Annotated in this window: 19 protein-coding genes and 1 pseudogene; 8 read left to right on the forward strand and 12 right to left on the reverse strand. The window is 39.6% G+C overall.

Going from position 1 to position 17,280, the window contains the following annotated elements; genetic code table 11:
* Positions 1–93 precede the first annotated feature (93 nt).
* Positions 94–1,035, forward strand: coding sequence for a lipase family alpha/beta hydrolase (locus HJG58_RS12850; protein WP_170249223.1), 942 nt, complete (start codon positions 94–96; stop codon positions 1,033–1,035).
* Positions 1,036–1,086: 51 nt separating this feature from the next.
* Here HJG58_RS12850 and rplS read toward each other — a convergent pair whose 3' ends face one another.
* The 12 genes from rplS to ispH all read right to left on the reverse strand — a co-directional run bounded on the left by rplS (position 1,087) and on the right by ispH (position 12,175).
* Positions 1,087–1,455, reverse strand: coding sequence for a 50S ribosomal protein L19 (gene rplS / locus HJG58_RS12855; protein WP_002116654.1), 369 nt, complete (start codon positions 1,453–1,455; stop codon positions 1,087–1,089).
* Positions 1,456–1,674: 219 nt separating this feature from the next.
* Complete coding sequence (trmD, locus tag HJG58_RS12860) at positions 1,675–2,430, reverse strand: tRNA (guanosine(37)-N1)-methyltransferase TrmD (protein ID WP_170249168.1); 756 nt, start codon at positions 2,428–2,430, stop codon at positions 1,675–1,677.
* Positions 2,431–2,472: 42 nt separating this feature from the next.
* The gene (rimM, locus tag HJG58_RS12865) at positions 2,473–3,021 is read right to left on the reverse strand and encodes a ribosome maturation factor RimM (RefSeq protein ID WP_002116736.1); all 549 of its coding nucleotides are present in this window, start codon (positions 3,019–3,021) and stop codon (positions 2,473–2,475) included.
* Positions 3,022–3,040: 19 nt separating this feature from the next.
* A complete protein-coding gene (rpsP, locus tag HJG58_RS12870) occupies positions 3,041–3,292 on the reverse strand; it encodes a 30S ribosomal protein S16 (protein WP_000260334.1) in 252 nt (83 codons plus the stop codon).
* A 147-nt stretch (positions 3,293–3,439) separates the two neighbouring features.
* On the reverse strand, positions 3,440–3,865 hold the full coding sequence (locus HJG58_RS12875; RefSeq protein ID WP_170249170.1) for a type IV pilin protein: 426 nt from the start codon (positions 3,863–3,865) through the stop codon (positions 3,440–3,442).
* Positions 3,862–4,344 carry a type IV pilin protein gene (locus tag HJG58_RS12880; RefSeq protein ID WP_170249172.1) on the reverse strand — a complete coding sequence of 161 codons (483 nt, stop codon included), beginning with the start codon at positions 4,342–4,344 and terminating at the stop codon, positions 3,862–3,864. The genes HJG58_RS12875 and HJG58_RS12880 overlap by 4 nt, the downstream gene beginning before the upstream one ends.
* A 10-nt stretch (positions 4,345–4,354) precedes the next feature.
* Entirely contained in the window at positions 4,355–8,209 is a 3,855-nt protein-coding gene (locus HJG58_RS12885; protein ID WP_328704630.1) for a PilC/PilY family type IV pilus protein, read from the reverse strand.
* Positions 8,210–8,220: 11 nt separating this feature from the next.
* Positions 8,221–9,030 carry a PilX N-terminal domain-containing pilus assembly protein gene (locus tag HJG58_RS12890; protein ID WP_005067126.1) on the reverse strand — a complete coding sequence of 270 codons (810 nt, stop codon included), beginning with the start codon at positions 9,028–9,030 and terminating at the stop codon, positions 8,221–8,223.
* The gene (locus HJG58_RS12895; RefSeq protein ID WP_170249174.1) at positions 9,027–10,028 is read right to left on the reverse strand and encodes a PilW family protein; all 1,002 of its coding nucleotides are present in this window, start codon (positions 10,026–10,028) and stop codon (positions 9,027–9,029) included. The genes HJG58_RS12890 and HJG58_RS12895 overlap by 4 nt, the downstream gene beginning before the upstream one ends.
* Positions 10,028–10,588 (reverse strand): type IV pilus modification protein PilV, encoded by a 561-nt coding sequence (gene pilV, locus HJG58_RS12900; RefSeq protein WP_170249176.1) that lies wholly within the window; start codon positions 10,586–10,588, stop codon positions 10,028–10,030. Before pilV ends, HJG58_RS12895 begins: the two co-directional genes overlap by 1 nt.
* Positions 10,582–11,055 carry a pilus assembly FimT family protein gene (locus HJG58_RS12905; protein ID WP_170249178.1) on the reverse strand — a complete coding sequence of 158 codons (474 nt, stop codon included), beginning with the start codon at positions 11,053–11,055 and terminating at the stop codon, positions 10,582–10,584. The genes pilV and HJG58_RS12905 overlap by 7 nt, the downstream gene beginning before the upstream one ends.
* A 169-nt stretch (positions 11,056–11,224) precedes the next feature.
* Positions 11,225–12,175 carry a 4-hydroxy-3-methylbut-2-enyl diphosphate reductase gene (ispH, locus tag HJG58_RS12910; protein WP_002116992.1) on the reverse strand — a complete coding sequence of 317 codons (951 nt, stop codon included), beginning with the start codon at positions 12,173–12,175 and terminating at the stop codon, positions 11,225–11,227.
* A gap of 122 nt (positions 12,176–12,297) precedes the next feature.
* On the opposite strand from ispH, the gene gmk reads away from it, so the two are divergent.
* The 7 genes and pseudogenes from gmk to bfr all read left to right on the forward strand — a co-directional run bounded on the left by gmk (position 12,298) and on the right by bfr (position 17,243).
* Complete coding sequence (gmk, locus tag HJG58_RS12915) at positions 12,298–12,927, forward strand: guanylate kinase (RefSeq protein WP_005804544.1); 630 nt, start codon at positions 12,298–12,300, stop codon at positions 12,925–12,927.
* A gap of 72 nt (positions 12,928–12,999) precedes the next feature.
* Entirely contained in the window at positions 13,000–13,278 is a 279-nt protein-coding gene (rpoZ, locus tag HJG58_RS12920; RefSeq protein WP_002116990.1) for a DNA-directed RNA polymerase subunit omega, read from the forward strand.
* 38 nt (positions 13,279–13,316) lie between these two features.
* Positions 13,317–13,469: pseudogene (locus HJG58_RS12925) on the forward strand (hypothetical protein).
* An 18-nt stretch (positions 13,470–13,487) separates the two neighbouring features.
* A complete protein-coding gene (locus tag HJG58_RS12930) occupies positions 13,488–15,593 on the forward strand; it encodes a RelA/SpoT family protein (protein ID WP_002116807.1) in 2,106 nt (701 codons plus the stop codon).
* 144 nt (positions 15,594–15,737) lie between these two features.
* A complete protein-coding gene (locus HJG58_RS12935; RefSeq protein ID WP_170249180.1) occupies positions 15,738–16,121 on the forward strand; it encodes a RidA family protein in 384 nt (127 codons plus the stop codon).
* A 219-nt stretch (positions 16,122–16,340) separates the two neighbouring features.
* On the forward strand, positions 16,341–16,535 hold the full coding sequence (locus HJG58_RS12940) for a bacterioferritin-associated ferredoxin (RefSeq protein ID WP_000289091.1): 195 nt from the start codon (positions 16,341–16,343) through the stop codon (positions 16,533–16,535).
* A gap of 243 nt (positions 16,536–16,778) precedes the next feature.
* Positions 16,779–17,243: a heteropolymeric bacterioferritin subunit Bfr gene (gene bfr / locus HJG58_RS12945; protein WP_016143648.1), complete on the forward strand. Its 465-nt coding sequence runs from the start codon at positions 16,779–16,781 to the stop codon at positions 17,241–17,243.
* The last annotated feature ends 37 nt before the right edge of the window (positions 17,244–17,280 follow it).

The raw sequence follows: 17,280 nt of genomic DNA on the forward strand, positions 1-17,280 counted from the left end.
TAAACAAGCACTAGCAGTAAGAAGCTGCTTTTCATACAAAATAAAAATAGTGAGTAAAAAATGAAAAGGAAGTTAACGTTTTTTTGCGCTGCAATACTCTCAGGATTGAGTATTTCAGCAGCCCATGCCACAAATGCTGAACAAGTTAAAAACTCGTTCGTTTATTCATCTTACGCACAAACCAAATATCCACTGGTTTTTAACCACGGTATGGCAGGTTTTAACCGAGTTGGAACAGATACGCTTGGTCTCGATTACTGGTACCAAATCCTTCCGGATCTTGCTCGTAATGGAGGAAATGTCTGGGCAACCAGAGTGTCACCTTTTAACTCAACAGAAGTGCGTGGTGAACAACTTGCCCAGCAAGTAGAAGAGATTATTGCCATTACTGGTAAGCCTAAAGTCAACTTGATCGGTCATAGTCATGGGGGCCCGACAATTCATTATGTGGCCGGTGTCATACCAGAAAAAGTTGCCTCACTCACCACGATAGGTGCACCTCATAAGGGATCACCAATGGCAGATGTTATCCTGAAAGTTGAGGGTACTCCTCTGTCTGGAATAGCAACATTAGTAAACTGGTTTTCAGCAGCAATTACTTGGGCAGGAGGACTAGACCCAACAAGCTATCCTCACGACTCTTTAGCAGGTGCTCATAGCTTATCAACTCAAGGTTCAGCTCAATTTAATGCTCAGTTCCCTATGGGTATACCAACTACGTCTTGTGGCGAGGGAGCATATCAAGAGAAAGGCATTTATATGTATTCTTTCTCGGGGAATAAAGCGCTGACCAACCCATTAGATCCATTTGATATTGCTCTTACAGGCAGCAGTTTAGTGGTCGATCCATTTGGTGATAATGATGGACTTGTTTCCCGATGCAGTGCCAAATTTGGTAAAACAATTCGTGATGATTACAACTGGAATCATTTAGATGAAGTGAACCAAGTGCTTGGTATACGTTCTATTTTTGCTTCCGATCCTGTCTCGGTTTACCGTCAACATGCAAATCGTCTGAAACTTCAAGGACTATAGTTTTTAAACAAAAAATGCGCCAAAAGGCGCATTTTTTTACTCGCTATAAGCTTACGCTTTACGAGCTGGTAATTTTTCACGAATACGTGCAGCTTTACCAGACAAGTCACGAAGGTAGTAAAGTTTAGCACGACGAACGTCACCACGACGTTTCACTTCGATTTTAGCAACAACTGGTGAGTGAGTTTGGAATACACGCTCAACACCAACACCGCTAGAAATTTTACGTACTGTGAACGCAGAGTTCAAACCACGGTTTTTCTTAGCGATTACAACACCTTCAAATGCTTGAAGACGTTCACGATCACCCTCTTTTACTTTTACTTGAACGATGACAGTGTCACCAGGAGCAAAAGCAGGGATATCAGATTTTAACTGTGCATTTTCAACAGCTTGAACTAAAGGATGTTTACCACTCATTGTGGGAATCTCCAATATGTGCGGAGTCAGAAGAGGTCTGAATTTCCGCTGGGGATAGAGGCTAAATCGCATATCAACCCGTTTATCTTTCCCTTTACGACAATATGTCTATAAAGAGCCTTTAAATTTACATAAAACTATTGTTTAAATAGAATTATGTTTTAACTCGAAGCATTGCTTCTCGTCTTGTTGCAGAACTTTCGTTCTTGAGAATAACGATTAAGAGTTACCGTTATTCACTTGCGTATCTTTTAGCCATTTTTTTTGCTGCTTAGTCAACTCTACGTTTTCAACCAATTCTGGTCGGCGCTCTAGAGTTCTTTGATATCGCTGCAAAAAACGCCATTTTTCAATATTGCCATGATGTCCAGATTTTAATACCTCTGGCACATCCAGCCCTTCAAAATGGTCAGGCTTTGTATATTGCGGACAATCTAAAAGACCGTCAACAAAAGAATCTTGTACTGCTGATTGTTCATCTGACATTACATTCGGCAAACGGCGAATAATACTGTCAAGTAACACCATAGCGGGCAGTTCACCACCAGATAAAACATAATCACCAATTGACCATTCTTGGTCAACATAATGCTGGATCAAACGTTCATCTACTCCCTCATAACGTCCACACAGTACGATTAAGCCGTCATAATCGACAAACTGCTGTACTGCCTGTTCATTTAAGGTTTTGCCTTGTGGGGACATATACACCACAGGGACATTAACATGTCCTGCTTGTGAGGCAAGCTGTTTGGCATATGAAATTGCTTTCGCCAAAGGCTCAGCCATCATCACCATACCGGGGCCACCACCAAATGGACGTTCATCCACTCTTCTGTAGTTTCCCTCAGCAAAATCACGAGGATTAATACAAGTGACTTGTACAATATCTCGTTTTGCCGCACGTCCGCTGATGCCGTAGGCTGTAATCGCTTCAAACATTTCAGGAAAAAGCGTAATGACTGCAAAAAACATCACAGACTCCTCTATTTTCCTGCTGTATTAATCCTAAAAGGATTAATAATCTACGCCCCAATTGACGTAAATACGACCAGCTTCAAGATCAACACGTTGTACTACATCTTTATGCCAAGGAATCATGCGCTCTTCTGAATCAATGCTGTCTGGGGTAGCATGTACCACCATCACATCATTAGCTCCAGTTTCAAACAACTCATGAATTTTCCCTAAGTTTACTTCCTGTTCTTCTTCATCAAGACCTAACACAGTTAAGCCTTTTAAATCTGACCAGTAGTACTCATCTACATCTGCTTTTGGCAGTTGAGACTTAGCAATCCAGATATTAGCTCCAACCAAGCTTTCCGCTCCAGTGCGATCACTCACACCTTTCAACGCAACAACCAGGCCTTTGCCATGTGGTTTCCAACGTTTTACATCTATTGTTTGCCAACCGGCCTTGGTCTCAATGTACCAAGGCAGGTAGTCAAACATGTTGCTCATAGGTTCTGTATTTGAATACACCCAGAGCCACCCATTCAATCCATAAGCTGAACGTAACTGTCCAATCTGAATACGATCTTCGGGAACATTCTGTGTTGATGTCATGGGCTACCTACTACAAAAATTATGCAGTAGCTTTTTTAGCTTGAGCAGCTAAAGAAGCAACACGTTCAGAAGGTTGAGCACCTTGAGAAACCCAGTGAGCAAAACGGTCTGCATCTAAACGAAGTTTTTCTGCTTGACCTTGTGCAGTCGGGTTAAAGAAACCGATACGCTCGATGAAACGACCATCACGTGCATTGCGGCTGTCAGTCACAACGATTTGATAGAATGGACGTTTTTTTGCGCCGCCACGTGCTAAACGAATAACAACCATGATAAAAGCCTTATAATTCTTACGGATTTTCCCTGCGCCGACCATCGGCAACACTTCAAACCCCTTTCATAGAGGGCGACATTCTACGTGATTTTCGCCCTGAAAGAAAGATTATTTTTTGAGTTATCCGCAGTTTTGAATTTAAAATTACTGTAGCCAATTTGATGCGGCAGATAACGCACAATCAGTTGCACCTTTTGCCCAAAATTTTTGACCTTGATCATTAAGACAAATGATCCCATCACCAGCTTGAGAACTAGTAGCAATAGGTGTAGCAGTTAACACCCAGCTTGAATCAGTTATGCTAGCAAAAGCTAAGTTATATAAGGCTTGGCCTTGTTGAGGGCTGACACTAGACCCATAAATCGAAGTAATCGTCGCATTCGACGGATAACGATTGTGAACTACTTTTTCTGATTCTAATGTTTGGGCAATATTCATCATTTCAGATTGAACAGCTGTACGATGTCCTTTACGTAAATACTGCAAATACGAAGGTGTCGCTATAGCTGCTAAAATTGCAATTATTGCTACTACAATCATGAGTTCTATTAAGGTAAAACCATTCTTCATTGCCAATTCTCACTATTTGTTTCACATACATTGCAAGTGACTGTTCCACCACAGTCATTATCAACAGCCGTAGCTGTTAAACTTTGGCAACGCAAACCTGAATTCTTAGCAATAAAATTAAAGTTTCTTGAATCTGTAGTTGTCGCTTTAATGACCCATGTTTGCCCATTTGCAGCAGCATTCGTCAATAAATTTCCTGTCCTCGTATCATCACTAATTTCAATCGTATAACCACCCCGTGGCAAAGTTACAGATGTGGTCGTAAATCCTCTATAAGTAAAGTTCTTGGATTTATGCCGTTCCAATTGTTCTGCCAATTTTAGAATTTCACCTTTAGCAGCAGAGGCAGTCGCTCTACGGCTATAACTTTGATATGAAGGGATAGCAATCGAAGCAAAAATAGCGACAATCATGATGACAACCATGAGTTCAATCAAGGTAACACCCTGATTGAACCGCTGGATATAGTATTTATTCATAAATAATCCCTTAGCGATAACGCTCATACCAACGCGTAGGAACTAAATGACTTGTACACTGCCACTCGCCTGTTCCACTCTCGTTTCCAGCCAGTTGTAATTTTCCACAACTATTAGTCACTGGAGGTTCATCTCTTTTTGGCACAAATGCTACGCCACGGATACCTGAGCCAATAACGTTTTTATTACATTCAGAAACTCCTGCTGGGCAGTTACTACCCGTTTGTGTTTGAAACCCGCTATCCTCTTCTTTATCACGATTAATCGTTCCATCAGAATTAAGACAGGCACCAAATGGTAAACAGTAAGTCTGTTGATCCGTTTCACCTACTACACGGGGTAAACATGGGTCTGCCGCTACAATACCTGTTCCCTGCGGGTCATAAACAGGCACAATTAAAGTCCCTGTAATTGCCATAGGCTCTTCAAAAGCTTTTAGCCCACCTTTAATACGGAAACTATTATTAGCTTTCTCGGTACCATCGCTCATACTAGAAAGCGAGCGATACCAACCATTTTGTCCCGCCCCAGTGTTGGGAAAGAAAATCTGTGCTACTCGAGTTTCTCCAGATCGTAAAATTTGTGGATTTTTTCGAAGCGTTGATCGAGTAATATCTTTTGTTTCAAGTTGGCTATCAGTCAAAGACATTAAATTCTTTTTAATAAAGTCTTTATCGATAATTCCATAAACGTTGTTTACAGGTCTTCCGCTTAATGCCGTGCTCGGTGACATCCCCTCACGACCTGTAAGCGGATAAACATCTAAAGGTGTACTACGGTCACCTGAAGCAATACCTACAGTAATAAAAGTGCGGATTCCATAATCGTGAATTGTCACTGTTGGCGGTTCATAAAAACGCGGCGCATGCCCAGCGGTATAGTCGTTCGAGGCATCGTAAGTTGAATCATTCGTTGCCAAATTAGCTAATCGAACAACTCGAATACCGAAACTGCTATAAGTTGAATTTGTTTTTGTCTGGTTATTATTAAGATCGATACGGAAAATTTGCCCGCCTAAATCGCCAAAATATAAATGATCTACCAAACCATCAGCATCTCGATCTAAGGTACTAATGCGACTAACAATACTGTGCTTCATATTAGAGTTATCTATATTAGAGCCTGTATCACTAGTCCACCATAAGCGCTGCCCAGTTTTAGCATCAATAATATAAACAGCGTTTCCTTTTGCTTTTCCATTCGTAAAGCAAGAGTTACTCAAAGTAATATTCGGGTTTTCATAACATTGGTCGTAGCCACCACCAACAATCATAACCCGTTTAATAACCCCGTTATAACGTATATTTGCAAGTACAGGTTTAGACCAACTCTGCCCCATACGACTATAATCAGTTTGATCTGCTCCTACTCTAAACAGGAGCTTAGGTGAAGCAGGATTTAAGACATTTAAGCCATAATAGCTGCTGCCCCCCATTCGCATACCACCATAAATATTCATTTGCTTTGCAGTTACTTTTGATACTGCTGAGCTACCGCTTCCCGTTGTAGTAATACTATATGCAGGGTCAGATACCCAAGCCCCATCCATACCGTGAGCAGGAGCTGAGGCATCACTTTGGCCAACCACTAAAGCTTTTGATGCAACGGGATCATTTAATATATCTGCAGGAACGAAAGCCATTTGTTCTACCCCTGTTGAGGCATCCACAATATGCAGACCACCTTCCATCGTTCCATAGAGAATGGATTGTTCACGCGCAGATGTTAAATTCCCATTTTCATCTAATGTTCCATTATAGGTAAGCTGTACCGGTAAAGAGTGAATACTACCGCCCATCGATAAATAGGGTTCATTCGATGTAACTAATGACGAAGGTAAAGTCGTAGCGCTAATATCAGTTGAGTAACCTAGATAATTTAATATTTTTAATTTCAAGCTAATTGGGAAAGCTTTTAAAATATCTTGTCCAGTTGATGGATTAAATTTTCCTAAAACATAACTTGCTGTATTAGCCACACTATCAAAAGGATCAGTTCCTTCTGGTGGAGTAGCTGGAATTTTTAGCAAATTAGTTCCAGAAGTCGATATTTTCGTTAAGCTACCATCTGATGCGACGGCAGAAACATCAGTAAATAAGTTGCGGATTTTAGTTTGTACTGCGTAATAATATTTTGTGATATTTCCTTCTTCATCACGCGTTTCATTTTGTCCCGCAATTGGTAAAGGAACTTTTGCATATGAACCACCCAAAAAGACTTTACCTCCATCATTATAAGTAGAGCTATTCCAATAATCTTTTGTAGCCGTTCTAAATGCCCCAGTTGCGTTGTAAACCAACCCACCAGTATTAGCTTCAAAAGCACCAGCATTTGTTCCCGATAAAACAACATGATATTTCTTTAAATTTCCTCGCCATGTTAAGTAAGTGTTAGCTGGGTTTGGCTCAAAAGCACGTAAGTAACCATATTCCTGTAAATTTTTAGGATTTAATGCATCATAAGGAACTGAGATAGCACCTGTGGTTAAAGGTTCTAAAGGAACTTTATCTAAGTTATTAATAAATGCAATAACGCTGTCTGTTACACCTTGCGCACTTTGGGTAGGGAAAAATCCTCCATTTCCATAACCAGGTGCAGTGACCGCATTTGTGGTCTGATTCGGCGAACAATTATCATCACTTTTACGATCAGATTGGGTTCTCGAACTTAAACGACAGGCATTTTTTACATCAGAAGAACTTAAACTAGAAAAGTCACTACCAAAACCGACAAATGCTGTTTGAATAGAAACTCCAGCTGGGTTTTTTGTTTTATCAAATAATCTTTTTGCAAACTCACCCATACAGGCCCAACCAGAGTCTGCTGTCGTGTTAGATAAACCTCCAGAACAAGTAAAATCAGCTCCCAAAGTACTGCCTAGGGCAGTCGACATGACACTTGCCGAACGTGTATTTGTTGTTCGATTCGGTTCCCCATCTGACAAGAAATAAATACCCTGCCCATCACAGCTTTGGCGATTGGCCACCGCTGGCAAAGGAGATTGGTAAATAGCATTTAAATTAGAGGCATTTCTATCTACAACAATATTCGGATTGCTAGCTGTATCGTTTGATTTTGATTTTGGGATACCACTATCTGCATTTGCTACAGCATAATTAAAGGTGGTGTAGTAATAAGTATAAGAATAGGTCCAATCCGACGAAGTATCATAAGCAGTTGCCGCATCCACACCCGGATTAGAAGCTGACCAGTTACTCCAATAGTTATCAGAGCGACAAGGTTGCCATAGATTTGTGGTATCGATTTGTGAATCACGATAATTCGTACAATATGAGTATTCCGTTCTATTATCAGATTTTCGCACACGCTTTATATAGCTATCTTTTCGGATAGCATAATTCACCTCTGAATAAGTCGTTGTACCCATCAAATAAGCAGCGGCTTCCGCATAAGCATGAGCCGAAGGCGTTGACCCGCCAGCAGTTAAATTTGCAACAGCCTGTTTTAATTTATAACGCTGAGAACCCACTGTATTTAAAGTACTCGCATCCCCTAATGGAGCAGCGGCCACCAAAATTTGTCCACTTCGGCTATCACCATTTGCAGAGAAATTTCCCAACCCCACACGAGTATCATTTAAAACAGGATTATTACTTGCTAAAAAAGCATTCATACCATTTTTAAGCATGGCCAGACGGTTTTCACCATAACTATTGTTGGTCATACTTCCTGATGTATCCAACATCATCACAATGGTTTTTTTTCCAGCTGTAGGTGAAGCATAAATTTGTAAATCACTCGCCTGCACAACGGAGCTTGTCATTAGCCATGTAAAAGCAACCGAACTCGAACAGATGGCATACCATAAATTATTTGGCTTAAAATTCTTCAATTTTATTTTCACGATATTCCCCGTTATGAACCTGGTGCCGTAATTTGAGTGAGTTTATTGGTATAGTTAAATTCTTGAACTTGAGTACTAAAAGGCACGTTATGATTTGCCAAACACTCCGCCAATGTTTGTTTAGCCGTTAATGCGGTATCAAAATTATCACTAATTTTTGCCGAACTCGTGCTTAAGCAATCTCTTTGTAAAGTTTCAATAGAGGTAGAAGCATAGGCTGGTAAAAACGCAGTTGTGATCACTCGAATACGTTGCGTAGACAACATGCTTTTAGGAAGTTGCGTGCCTTCCGAGGTGTTTGTTCCTCGTGGTAAATTTGAACCTGGGATATCGCTAGCAGCATCTGTTGGAACACTTACAGCAACTTGGGTAACCACTGCTTGACGATTACTTCCATAGTCAGTTGTTAAATTGCAGAAACCCGCCACTCCGCCATCTTCGACAACCGCATTATTAGCACTTCCTGCTCGAAGTAAACTTGCACCTCTGGTTTGAGCAAAATTTGTTGCTGTAGAAACAGGCTTATAACAAAAGTTGTATTCTGCGCCTGGGTTACTTTCATGCTCTTTAAGCGCGGCGCCAATCACATTGGTAATATTAGTTAGGGTGGTAGGATTCATCTGCACAATGAGTTCTAAAGGTGTGTCAGATGACTGAAAATTTAATTGGCTAACTTGGCTATTCGTAGCAACTTTTAAAGAAACAATAGCCACTCTTATTGCTAAAACACCTACAGAAATAACAATCAATAAAATAATAAGTACAACAATAAGGGTTGCCCCTTTTTCTTTAGACCTACTTTTATGAATTAAATGGGTCATAGACTTTCCCCCATCGCGTTGCGTAGAGCAATTGTTAAGTTATAAGTGCGGCGTAAGAATCGAGTTGTATTATCAGAAGCATGCACGGTTTGATCTAACATAAAAAAAGATTGCTCAGGATCTATTGCTTTGCTTTGAGCATTATTAGTAGAGCGCGCTAATACAGATATTTGTATTGAAAGAATTCGTGGCGGCATTACAGATGGTGTGGCATCTCGTGCAGCCTGTGCAGCAGCGCGATATTGGGGAATGGTATAATAAGCAAAATTGCCAGCCGCATTTTTTGCACCAAACAGCACATGGAAATGATCAATACGCGGCAATACAATTTGACCAGCGTCGCCCAACCCAGCAATAGTGGTCGGTTGAGCTGTGGCTACAGCTGAGGGAGTATTTGCATCACATGCAAGAGCATAATCTTGCTGGGAACTACCATTACTATCCAGACGTAAAAAATAACGCTCTACAATTAAATCTCCTGCAAGTACATTTACACCTTCACAATTGGTCATATTCGTAGGCGCAATAAATTGGATAGTCAATTGATCACTTTGCACAACTGCATTTGAACTATTCTGTATATTTGAAAGACCTTTCCAATGATTACTCACGGTACTCACCGTATCGCCGGCACCACGACTGAGTAATGTGTCAGCAATATAGGTATTTGTTCCAACGTTAGGGACAAAATTAACATTGTTATTATTGGTTGCAGTTGAGCCAGTTAATACAACACCACCCCAAGGGGTTGTATCGGTTAATATTGGATTGGTTACATTCCCATAATTTAGAAGGCGTATATCTCGGGCAATATATTCCAATCCAAAAATACCGCTATCTTGTATTTCAGCATTTGCTTTTTGTAGACGACTTGATAGAAGTCCACCAATAAATAATTGAGTCGCCGCGGCCACCAAAATTAGACCTAAAGCCAATGCCACCATCAGCTCAATTAATGTAAAGCCTCGTTGTTTCCACGATATAAATGAGTGAGCCATTAATATGCCTCCATCATTAAACAGTTCGAATTATTGACATAAACGCCATTTGTACTCATACAACTCGACACATCCGCGCTAGTGACTCCCTCATTTGTTGTAATTACTGGAGCGGTTTTCCCCCAAAAAACAAACAAACATTGCCTCTGCTGGGCCATTGTGCTTGTAACCCCTGGGCAATTCGTCATTGTGATTTTCATGCCAAGTTGATCAGCATTTCTTGCTGCTTGATATGCATCAAATTGGGCAAGCTGAGAAGGTGTACAAGCTGCATTGAAACACAAAGTAGGAGCAGTGGTGGCAGATGAATAGTTGCTATAACTACGGACAAATGCGGGATACTGACTAGCTTGAGAACTATTTACGCGAATGTTTTCTGCTAATCCTCTCATGATCATAATCGCTTGAGATTTGCTTAATGCCTCTGAAGAAGCATCCATAGCACGGACTTGCAAGGCAACATATCCTAAAACCCCTATCGCAATTAAAATTAAGGCAACCAACACTTCTAATAAACCCACCCCAACTTGAGCCTTTTGTTTAGAGCCCTGCATTAACATGTCTCCTCAGCTTTAAAAATTAATGTGCCAAGCTTTGTTAGAATAAGAATTTTCTTTTTATTTATTTTTGAATTACAAATAGATAAAAGTGTGTCTTGGGTGATATTGGTTATCACTCCATTCGCATTAAAAGTTAAAGTGGTCGCTGTTAATGAACTCTGCGCACCATCAGCAGCGATATTTTTAAGCTCAAGACTGTTATTGGAATCAGCTTTCCAATTCAAGGAAGTGGGAGTATTTAAAGCCGTTGAATTCAGATTAATAGAAACATCCTGTCGACCAAGTATGGCTTGGTTCTTTGCTTCCGATAAAGTATTGATTAGATCTCGTTGGTTTCCATCTAGTCGTCTGCTTTCTAATAAATTCGACATAGATGGTGCAGCCATCATCGCAATAATAGCCATGACCGCAATCGTCACCATAAGCTCAACCAAGGTGAACCCATCTTGCGGAATAATTACCCTCATCCCCATACCCCAAATAAACTTTAAAATTTTTTATTTATTAATTAAATTTTACTTCTTATGTTTACAAAACAAATACAAAACAGATAAAGGGTATAAAAAAACAGATAACTGTCATATCAACACTTATCTGTTTAATTTTTTAAAATCAGTATGTTAAATACATCACACTTTACGCTTGAGTCACATGAATGCGTAATTCTTTAGGAAGACTAAAGGTTATGTTCTCTTCACGCCCATCTAATTCTTTCGGTGCTTGAGCACCCCAATCTTGTAAACGTTGAATTACTTGTTTAATCAAGATTTCTGGCGCAGAGGCACCAGCAGTAACACCAATTTTACAAGTCTCATTGAACCATGACTGCTCTAATTGATCAGCGTTATCTACAAGGTAAGCGGCTTTACCCATACGCTCTGCAAGCTCACGCAATCGATTTGAATTTGATGAGTTAGGTGAACCTACAACCAATACGACATCACACTTCTCAGCTAAATCACGCACAGCATCTTGTCTGTTTTGAGTTGCATAGCAAATGTCATCTTTACGCGGACCTTGAATATGCGGAAATTTTGCACGCAAAGCATCAATAACCTTAGCTGTATCATCAATAGAAAGTGTTGTTTGAGTTACAAATGCAAGTTTCTCAGGATGTCGTACGGTAAGTGCAGCAACATCTTCTTCATCTTCAACCAGATAAATATCACCGCCTTTTAATTTGTCATATTGCCCCATTGTACCTTCGACTTCCGGGTGCCCTTCATGACCAATTAAAATCGCTTCAGTACCTTCACGCGCATATTTAGTAACTTCAATATGAACTTTGGTCACTAAAGGACAAGTCGCATCGAAAACTTTTAAACCTCGGCGTTCAGCTTCTTGTTGAACTGCTTTTGAAACACCGTGCGCACTAAAAATTACAATTGAATCATCTGGCACTTGGTCCAGCTCATCAACGAAAACAGCCCCTCTTTGGCGTAAGTCATCTACCACAAATTTATTGTGTACAACTTCATGACGTACATAAATAGGAGGATTGAAACATTCTAAAGCCCGATTGACGATTGCTATGGCTCGATCAACACCGGCACAAAAACCACGCGGATTAGCTAACACAATTTCCATAACAGCCTCAAAATTAATAAAACAGGGGAATTTCTCTTGAATATTTGCAATTAAAACTATTCAGTTTAAACGCACGGTACACTACAATAGCGAAGATATTTTATCATATCAGGAAAAATATCATGTCGGGTCTATTGTTTGTCGTTTCTGCTGCATCAGGAACGGGCAAAACATCTTTGGTAAAAGCCCTGCTTGACCGTGTGAGCAATTTACATGTTTCAGTCTCGCATACAACCCGAGGTCAACGTCCCGGTGAGTTAGATGGTGTTCACTATCACTTCACTACAAAAGATGAATTTCTAGACCAAGTCAACCATGATGGATTTATCGAATACGCTGAGGTATTTGGTAACTACTATGGCACTTCTCAAGCTACTGTAAAACAACAGCTAGCTCAAGGACACGATGTCTTACTTGAAATTGATTGGCAAGGTGCAGAACAAGTACGCAAACTTTTCCCTGAATCCAAACAAATATTCATTTTACCCCCAACTCAATTTGATCTACGTCAGCGTTTATCTAATCGCGGCACTGACTCAGTTGAAGTCATTGAGCATCGTTTAAGCTGTGCAGTAGAAGATATGCAGCACTACACGAACTTTGATTACATCATTATCAATGATGATTTTAATAAAGCCTTACATGAGCTTGAAGCTGTAATTACAGCGAACCGTTTGGTGCTATCTCAGCAAGCAAAACGTCATCAAGCTTTAATTCAGGACTTGATTACTCCTCAACCAAAACAGGAATAACTTGAGTCTAGATCGAAAGCCTTTTATACTATTTAGTCTGTTCAAATTTACCATTCCAGAACGAGAACTTTTATGGCACGCGTCACCGTTGAAGATTGTTTAGATCATGTAGACAACCGTTTTGAGCTTGTGCTCGTTGCAAGTAAACGTGCTCGTCAATTGGCACGTCAAGGCATGGAGCCAACTGTAGAATGGGATAACGACAAACCGACTGTAGTTTCTTTGCGCGAAATCGCGGCAGGGCACGTTACGAAAGAAATTCTTAAACAACGTGAGCAAGATTACCAAACTTCTAGTCTTGATCTTGCCCTTTCTACAAACAGCTTGAATTTAGAAGGTTTTTCTTTCTAATTTACTCTGTTTCATAAAAAAACCATCGTTTTCCTGCGATGGTTTTTTATTTGGCTTTGCGCCATATTTAAAGATATTGAGAAAAGCAATTATTTTCATTGAAAAAAAAATACACTTTTTCAAATGAAAAAATTGACAAGTTCCGCAATATGCTTTTCATTAAGAAGCAGATAGATTTAGTTTTTCAGTAATAGGAAAAAGGGTGATTTATGCCAGGCGAAGAGGTCAGCCAAGCCAAGCAACAGCTCAAATTAATTATCGACCCTTACTTATCGGTAAGCGAAGTCGAAAAAGTGCTTGCTGCCTGCGATTTTGCCGATCTAGCGCATACTGGCATTACACGTAAAAGTGGTGAGCCCTATATTCTGCACCCTATCGCTGTAAGTTGCATTCTTGCAAACATGCGTTTAGATGCTGAAACTTTAATGGCAGCACTTTTGCATGATGTTATTGAAGATACTCAATATACAAAAGAAGATATTATTGAAAAGTTTGGCCTAACAGTTGCAGAGCTAGTCGATGGTGTAACCAAACTTAGCCAATCAAGCGATAAAGAATATAACAAGGCAGCTTCATTCCGAAAAATTCTGCAAGCAACCTTACAAGATCCACGTGTCATCATTATTAAATTAGCAGATCGCTATCACAATATGACAACTCTAGGTGCTTTACGTCCAGACAAACGTGCCCGCATTGCTCAAGAGACTTTTGATATATTTGTACCGATGGCAAGATTAGTCGGCATGAATGAAATGGGCGATAATCTAGAGAATCTTTGTTATCAAAACCTTGACCTTGATATGTTTGATAACGTTCAAAATGCTCTGCTTCAAACAAAACCCGAACGTTGTAAATATCAAAGTATCTGGGAACAAAACCTCGCTGAACTCCTTCATAATTATCATATTCAAGGCCGTATTAAAAAGAAAAATAACAATATCGAATTATTACGCCATTTCGTTAAAAACGAGATGGACCTCCAAGAGCTTACCCATAGTCATGCTTTTGAAATTGTTCTACAAAGCATTGCCGACTGTGACCGCTTAGAAGAAGCATTAAGAGAAAACTTTCAGGTTATCCAGTACCAAGACCATATTCGTCGACCATTACCCGGCGGTAATCAGTCTTTATTGATTAAACTTAAAGGCGAAAAAACCACACTATCTCTTACTATTCAAACTGAGCTCATGCGTAAAGCTGCCCGTTTTGGGGTAGTGTTAGGTGAAAATGCGCCGCAAACTTGCCGCTCTGCCATTCAGGCTTCAATGCAGAACTTAAATACATTGATTGACGGTGAATGTGCTAAAACAACTTTTAATGATTTGCTTGATTATCTGCATCAAGAAAAAATCTGGGTATATACGCCCCATGGCCAATTGCATGAGCTACCGCAAGGCGCTACCGTAGTTGATTTTGCTTATTCAGCAAGTTTATTTTTAGGTAACCACGCAGTTGGCGCAAAAGTCGATGGTGAGATTAAACCACTTTCTACCCCATTAGTTAGCGGTCAGGTTATCGAAATTATTACGGATGTTTTAGCGACACCAAACCCAGACTGGCTAAGCTTTATTAATACGCAAAAAGCACGTCGTGCATTACAGCATGTACTAAAAGATCAAGATATCGAAGAACAACGTCTTGTTGGTGCACAAGCGCTTTCTCGAGCACTAAAACTCTTTAATCGTTCAATCAATGATCTTTCCGAAGCTGATTGGCTAGATCTATTACAATGGCGCCATATCGATAATAAAAATACATTGTTTGAACAAATTGCGGTTGGTGATTTACTACCTCAGCTTGTAGCAAATCACCTGTTTGCTCATGATAAACATCCGCAAGTAGAAAACTCAGATCGACTTATTCAAAGTACGGAAGGAGTCGACGTTAAATATGCGCACTGCTGTAATCCTATTCTAGGCGATCCAATTCAAGGACATTTAACGCGTCGCGGATTAATTGTGCATCGTATTCGCTGTCATAACTTGCTACATGAACAGCATCTACATCCTGAAAATATCATGCCGCTTCAATGGAAAGCAGATGATGTAGATGATGTCCGTTTTACAGCCTACCTTGCTATTTATATGGCAATGAATGATGAACAAGTATCAGACCTAATCTATCAATGTCGTAAAAATAACGCTGGGGTAGAGATGGTTCACTCAAATGAGCAAAGAACTTTTGTGAATATTGTAGTGAATAACCGTAAGCATATTGCAAAAGTCATTCGTGATTTACGCATGCACTATGGTTTCCCGCGCATTGAACGTTTAGATGCTCCTGCTCCGCAAATGGAAATTTCAAAAGTAAGCTAAATTTCTATAGAGACGACTGACTAGATTTATGTTTCCTTAACAAAATCAAACTTTCCAAATTCACTTAATCAATTAAATCGATGATACTTTTGTCCAAAGCTATCATCGATTATGATGGAAATAGATTTAATCAAGGAGAACCAAATGTCCCGCCAAGTCATTCATACTGAAAATGCCCCTGCTGCTATCGGCACATACTCTCAAGCTATTTTAGTAGACAATACGCTATATCTTTCAGGGCAAATTGGTTTAGACCCATACAGTATGGAACTTGTAGAAGGTATCGAATCTCAAATTCGCCGTGTATTTGATAATTTAAAAGCAGTTTGTGAAGCTGCTGGTGGTTCACTTGCAGATATTGCTAAGCTCAATATTTTTTTAACTGACCTATCAAATTTCCAACTCGTGAACCAAATTATGGGTGAATATTTTGCTCAACCCTACCCTGCACGTGCAGCTCTTGGTGTAGCAAGCTTGCCAAAAGGTGCATTAGTGGAAATGGATGGAATTGTAATTATTAATCAATAAGATATAAAAAATTAAAATATCTAAATTTCAATATTTAGTTTTTAAAACACGAACCACCTTTGCATAAAAATCTAAATTCTTCTTGGATTTCCGCTTAGGTGGTCTTTTTTTATTCAAAATCCCAATAATGATAAATGAGATTTTAAATGAATTTCATTGACAAACGATAATAATTATCAATAATATCAATTATCGCATTTATATTTGGGGATCACTCCCATGTACGTTTGCTTGTGTCGTGGCATTACCGATCAGGATATTAAAGACGCTATTGAAAATGGCGCTGAAAGCTATCGTGAAATTCGCGATTTGCTTGATCTTGGTACATGCTGTGGACGCTGTGCACCAGAAGCTCGCGCTATCATTAGCGAAGAATTAGCAGAAATCGCTGCTCGCATTTCTGTAGCTGCATAATAAAAATTAATATTTAACTAAATTTATTGACTCCTCCACCGCTTTTTGCGGAACATTCACAGTTCCTCATTCAAGCGGTTTTTTTTGGCATAAAAACACCCTTTCTAATATTGTGTTGTTTTTGATTGCGATTTTCATTTGCTGTTCCATAAATTACTCGCCATCGCTATGATTGTTCACTAAAATGAATTTATAGATTGCCTTAATTAAGTTTGAGGCAGAAATTGTTTTGGAGTAGCCACAATGAAAGGCAATCGTGATGTCATTAATCAGCTCAATCAAGTGCTGTATCATCATTTAACTGCAATTAATCAATACTTTTTACATTCGCGCATGTTTAATGACTGGGGAATTGAGCAGCTTGGTTCTGCTGAATATAAAGAATCAATTCGTCAAATGAAACATGCCGATAAAATCATTGAACGTATTTTATTTTTAGAAGGACTACCTAACCTCCAACATTTAGGTAAGCTTTATATTGGTCAACACACAGAAGAAGTTCTGCACTGTGACATTCGTAAAGTAAAAGAAAATATAGAAGCAATTCAAAAAGCGGTTGCTTTAGCTGAAACAGAGCAAGACTATGTCACCCGCGACCTTGTTCAAGAAATTTTAGAAAAAGAAGAAGAATATTGGGATTGGTTAGATACTCAAATTGATCTTATTGGCAGCGTAGGTATTGAAAACTATATCCAGAGCCAAATGTAATTTCTCATAAAAAATCCCCTTGAGTACAAGGGGATTT

The sequence above is a fragment of the Acinetobacter geminorum genome (genome assembly GCF_013009345.1).
GTDB classification, from domain to species: Bacteria; Pseudomonadota; Gammaproteobacteria; order Pseudomonadales; family Moraxellaceae; genus Acinetobacter; species Acinetobacter geminorum.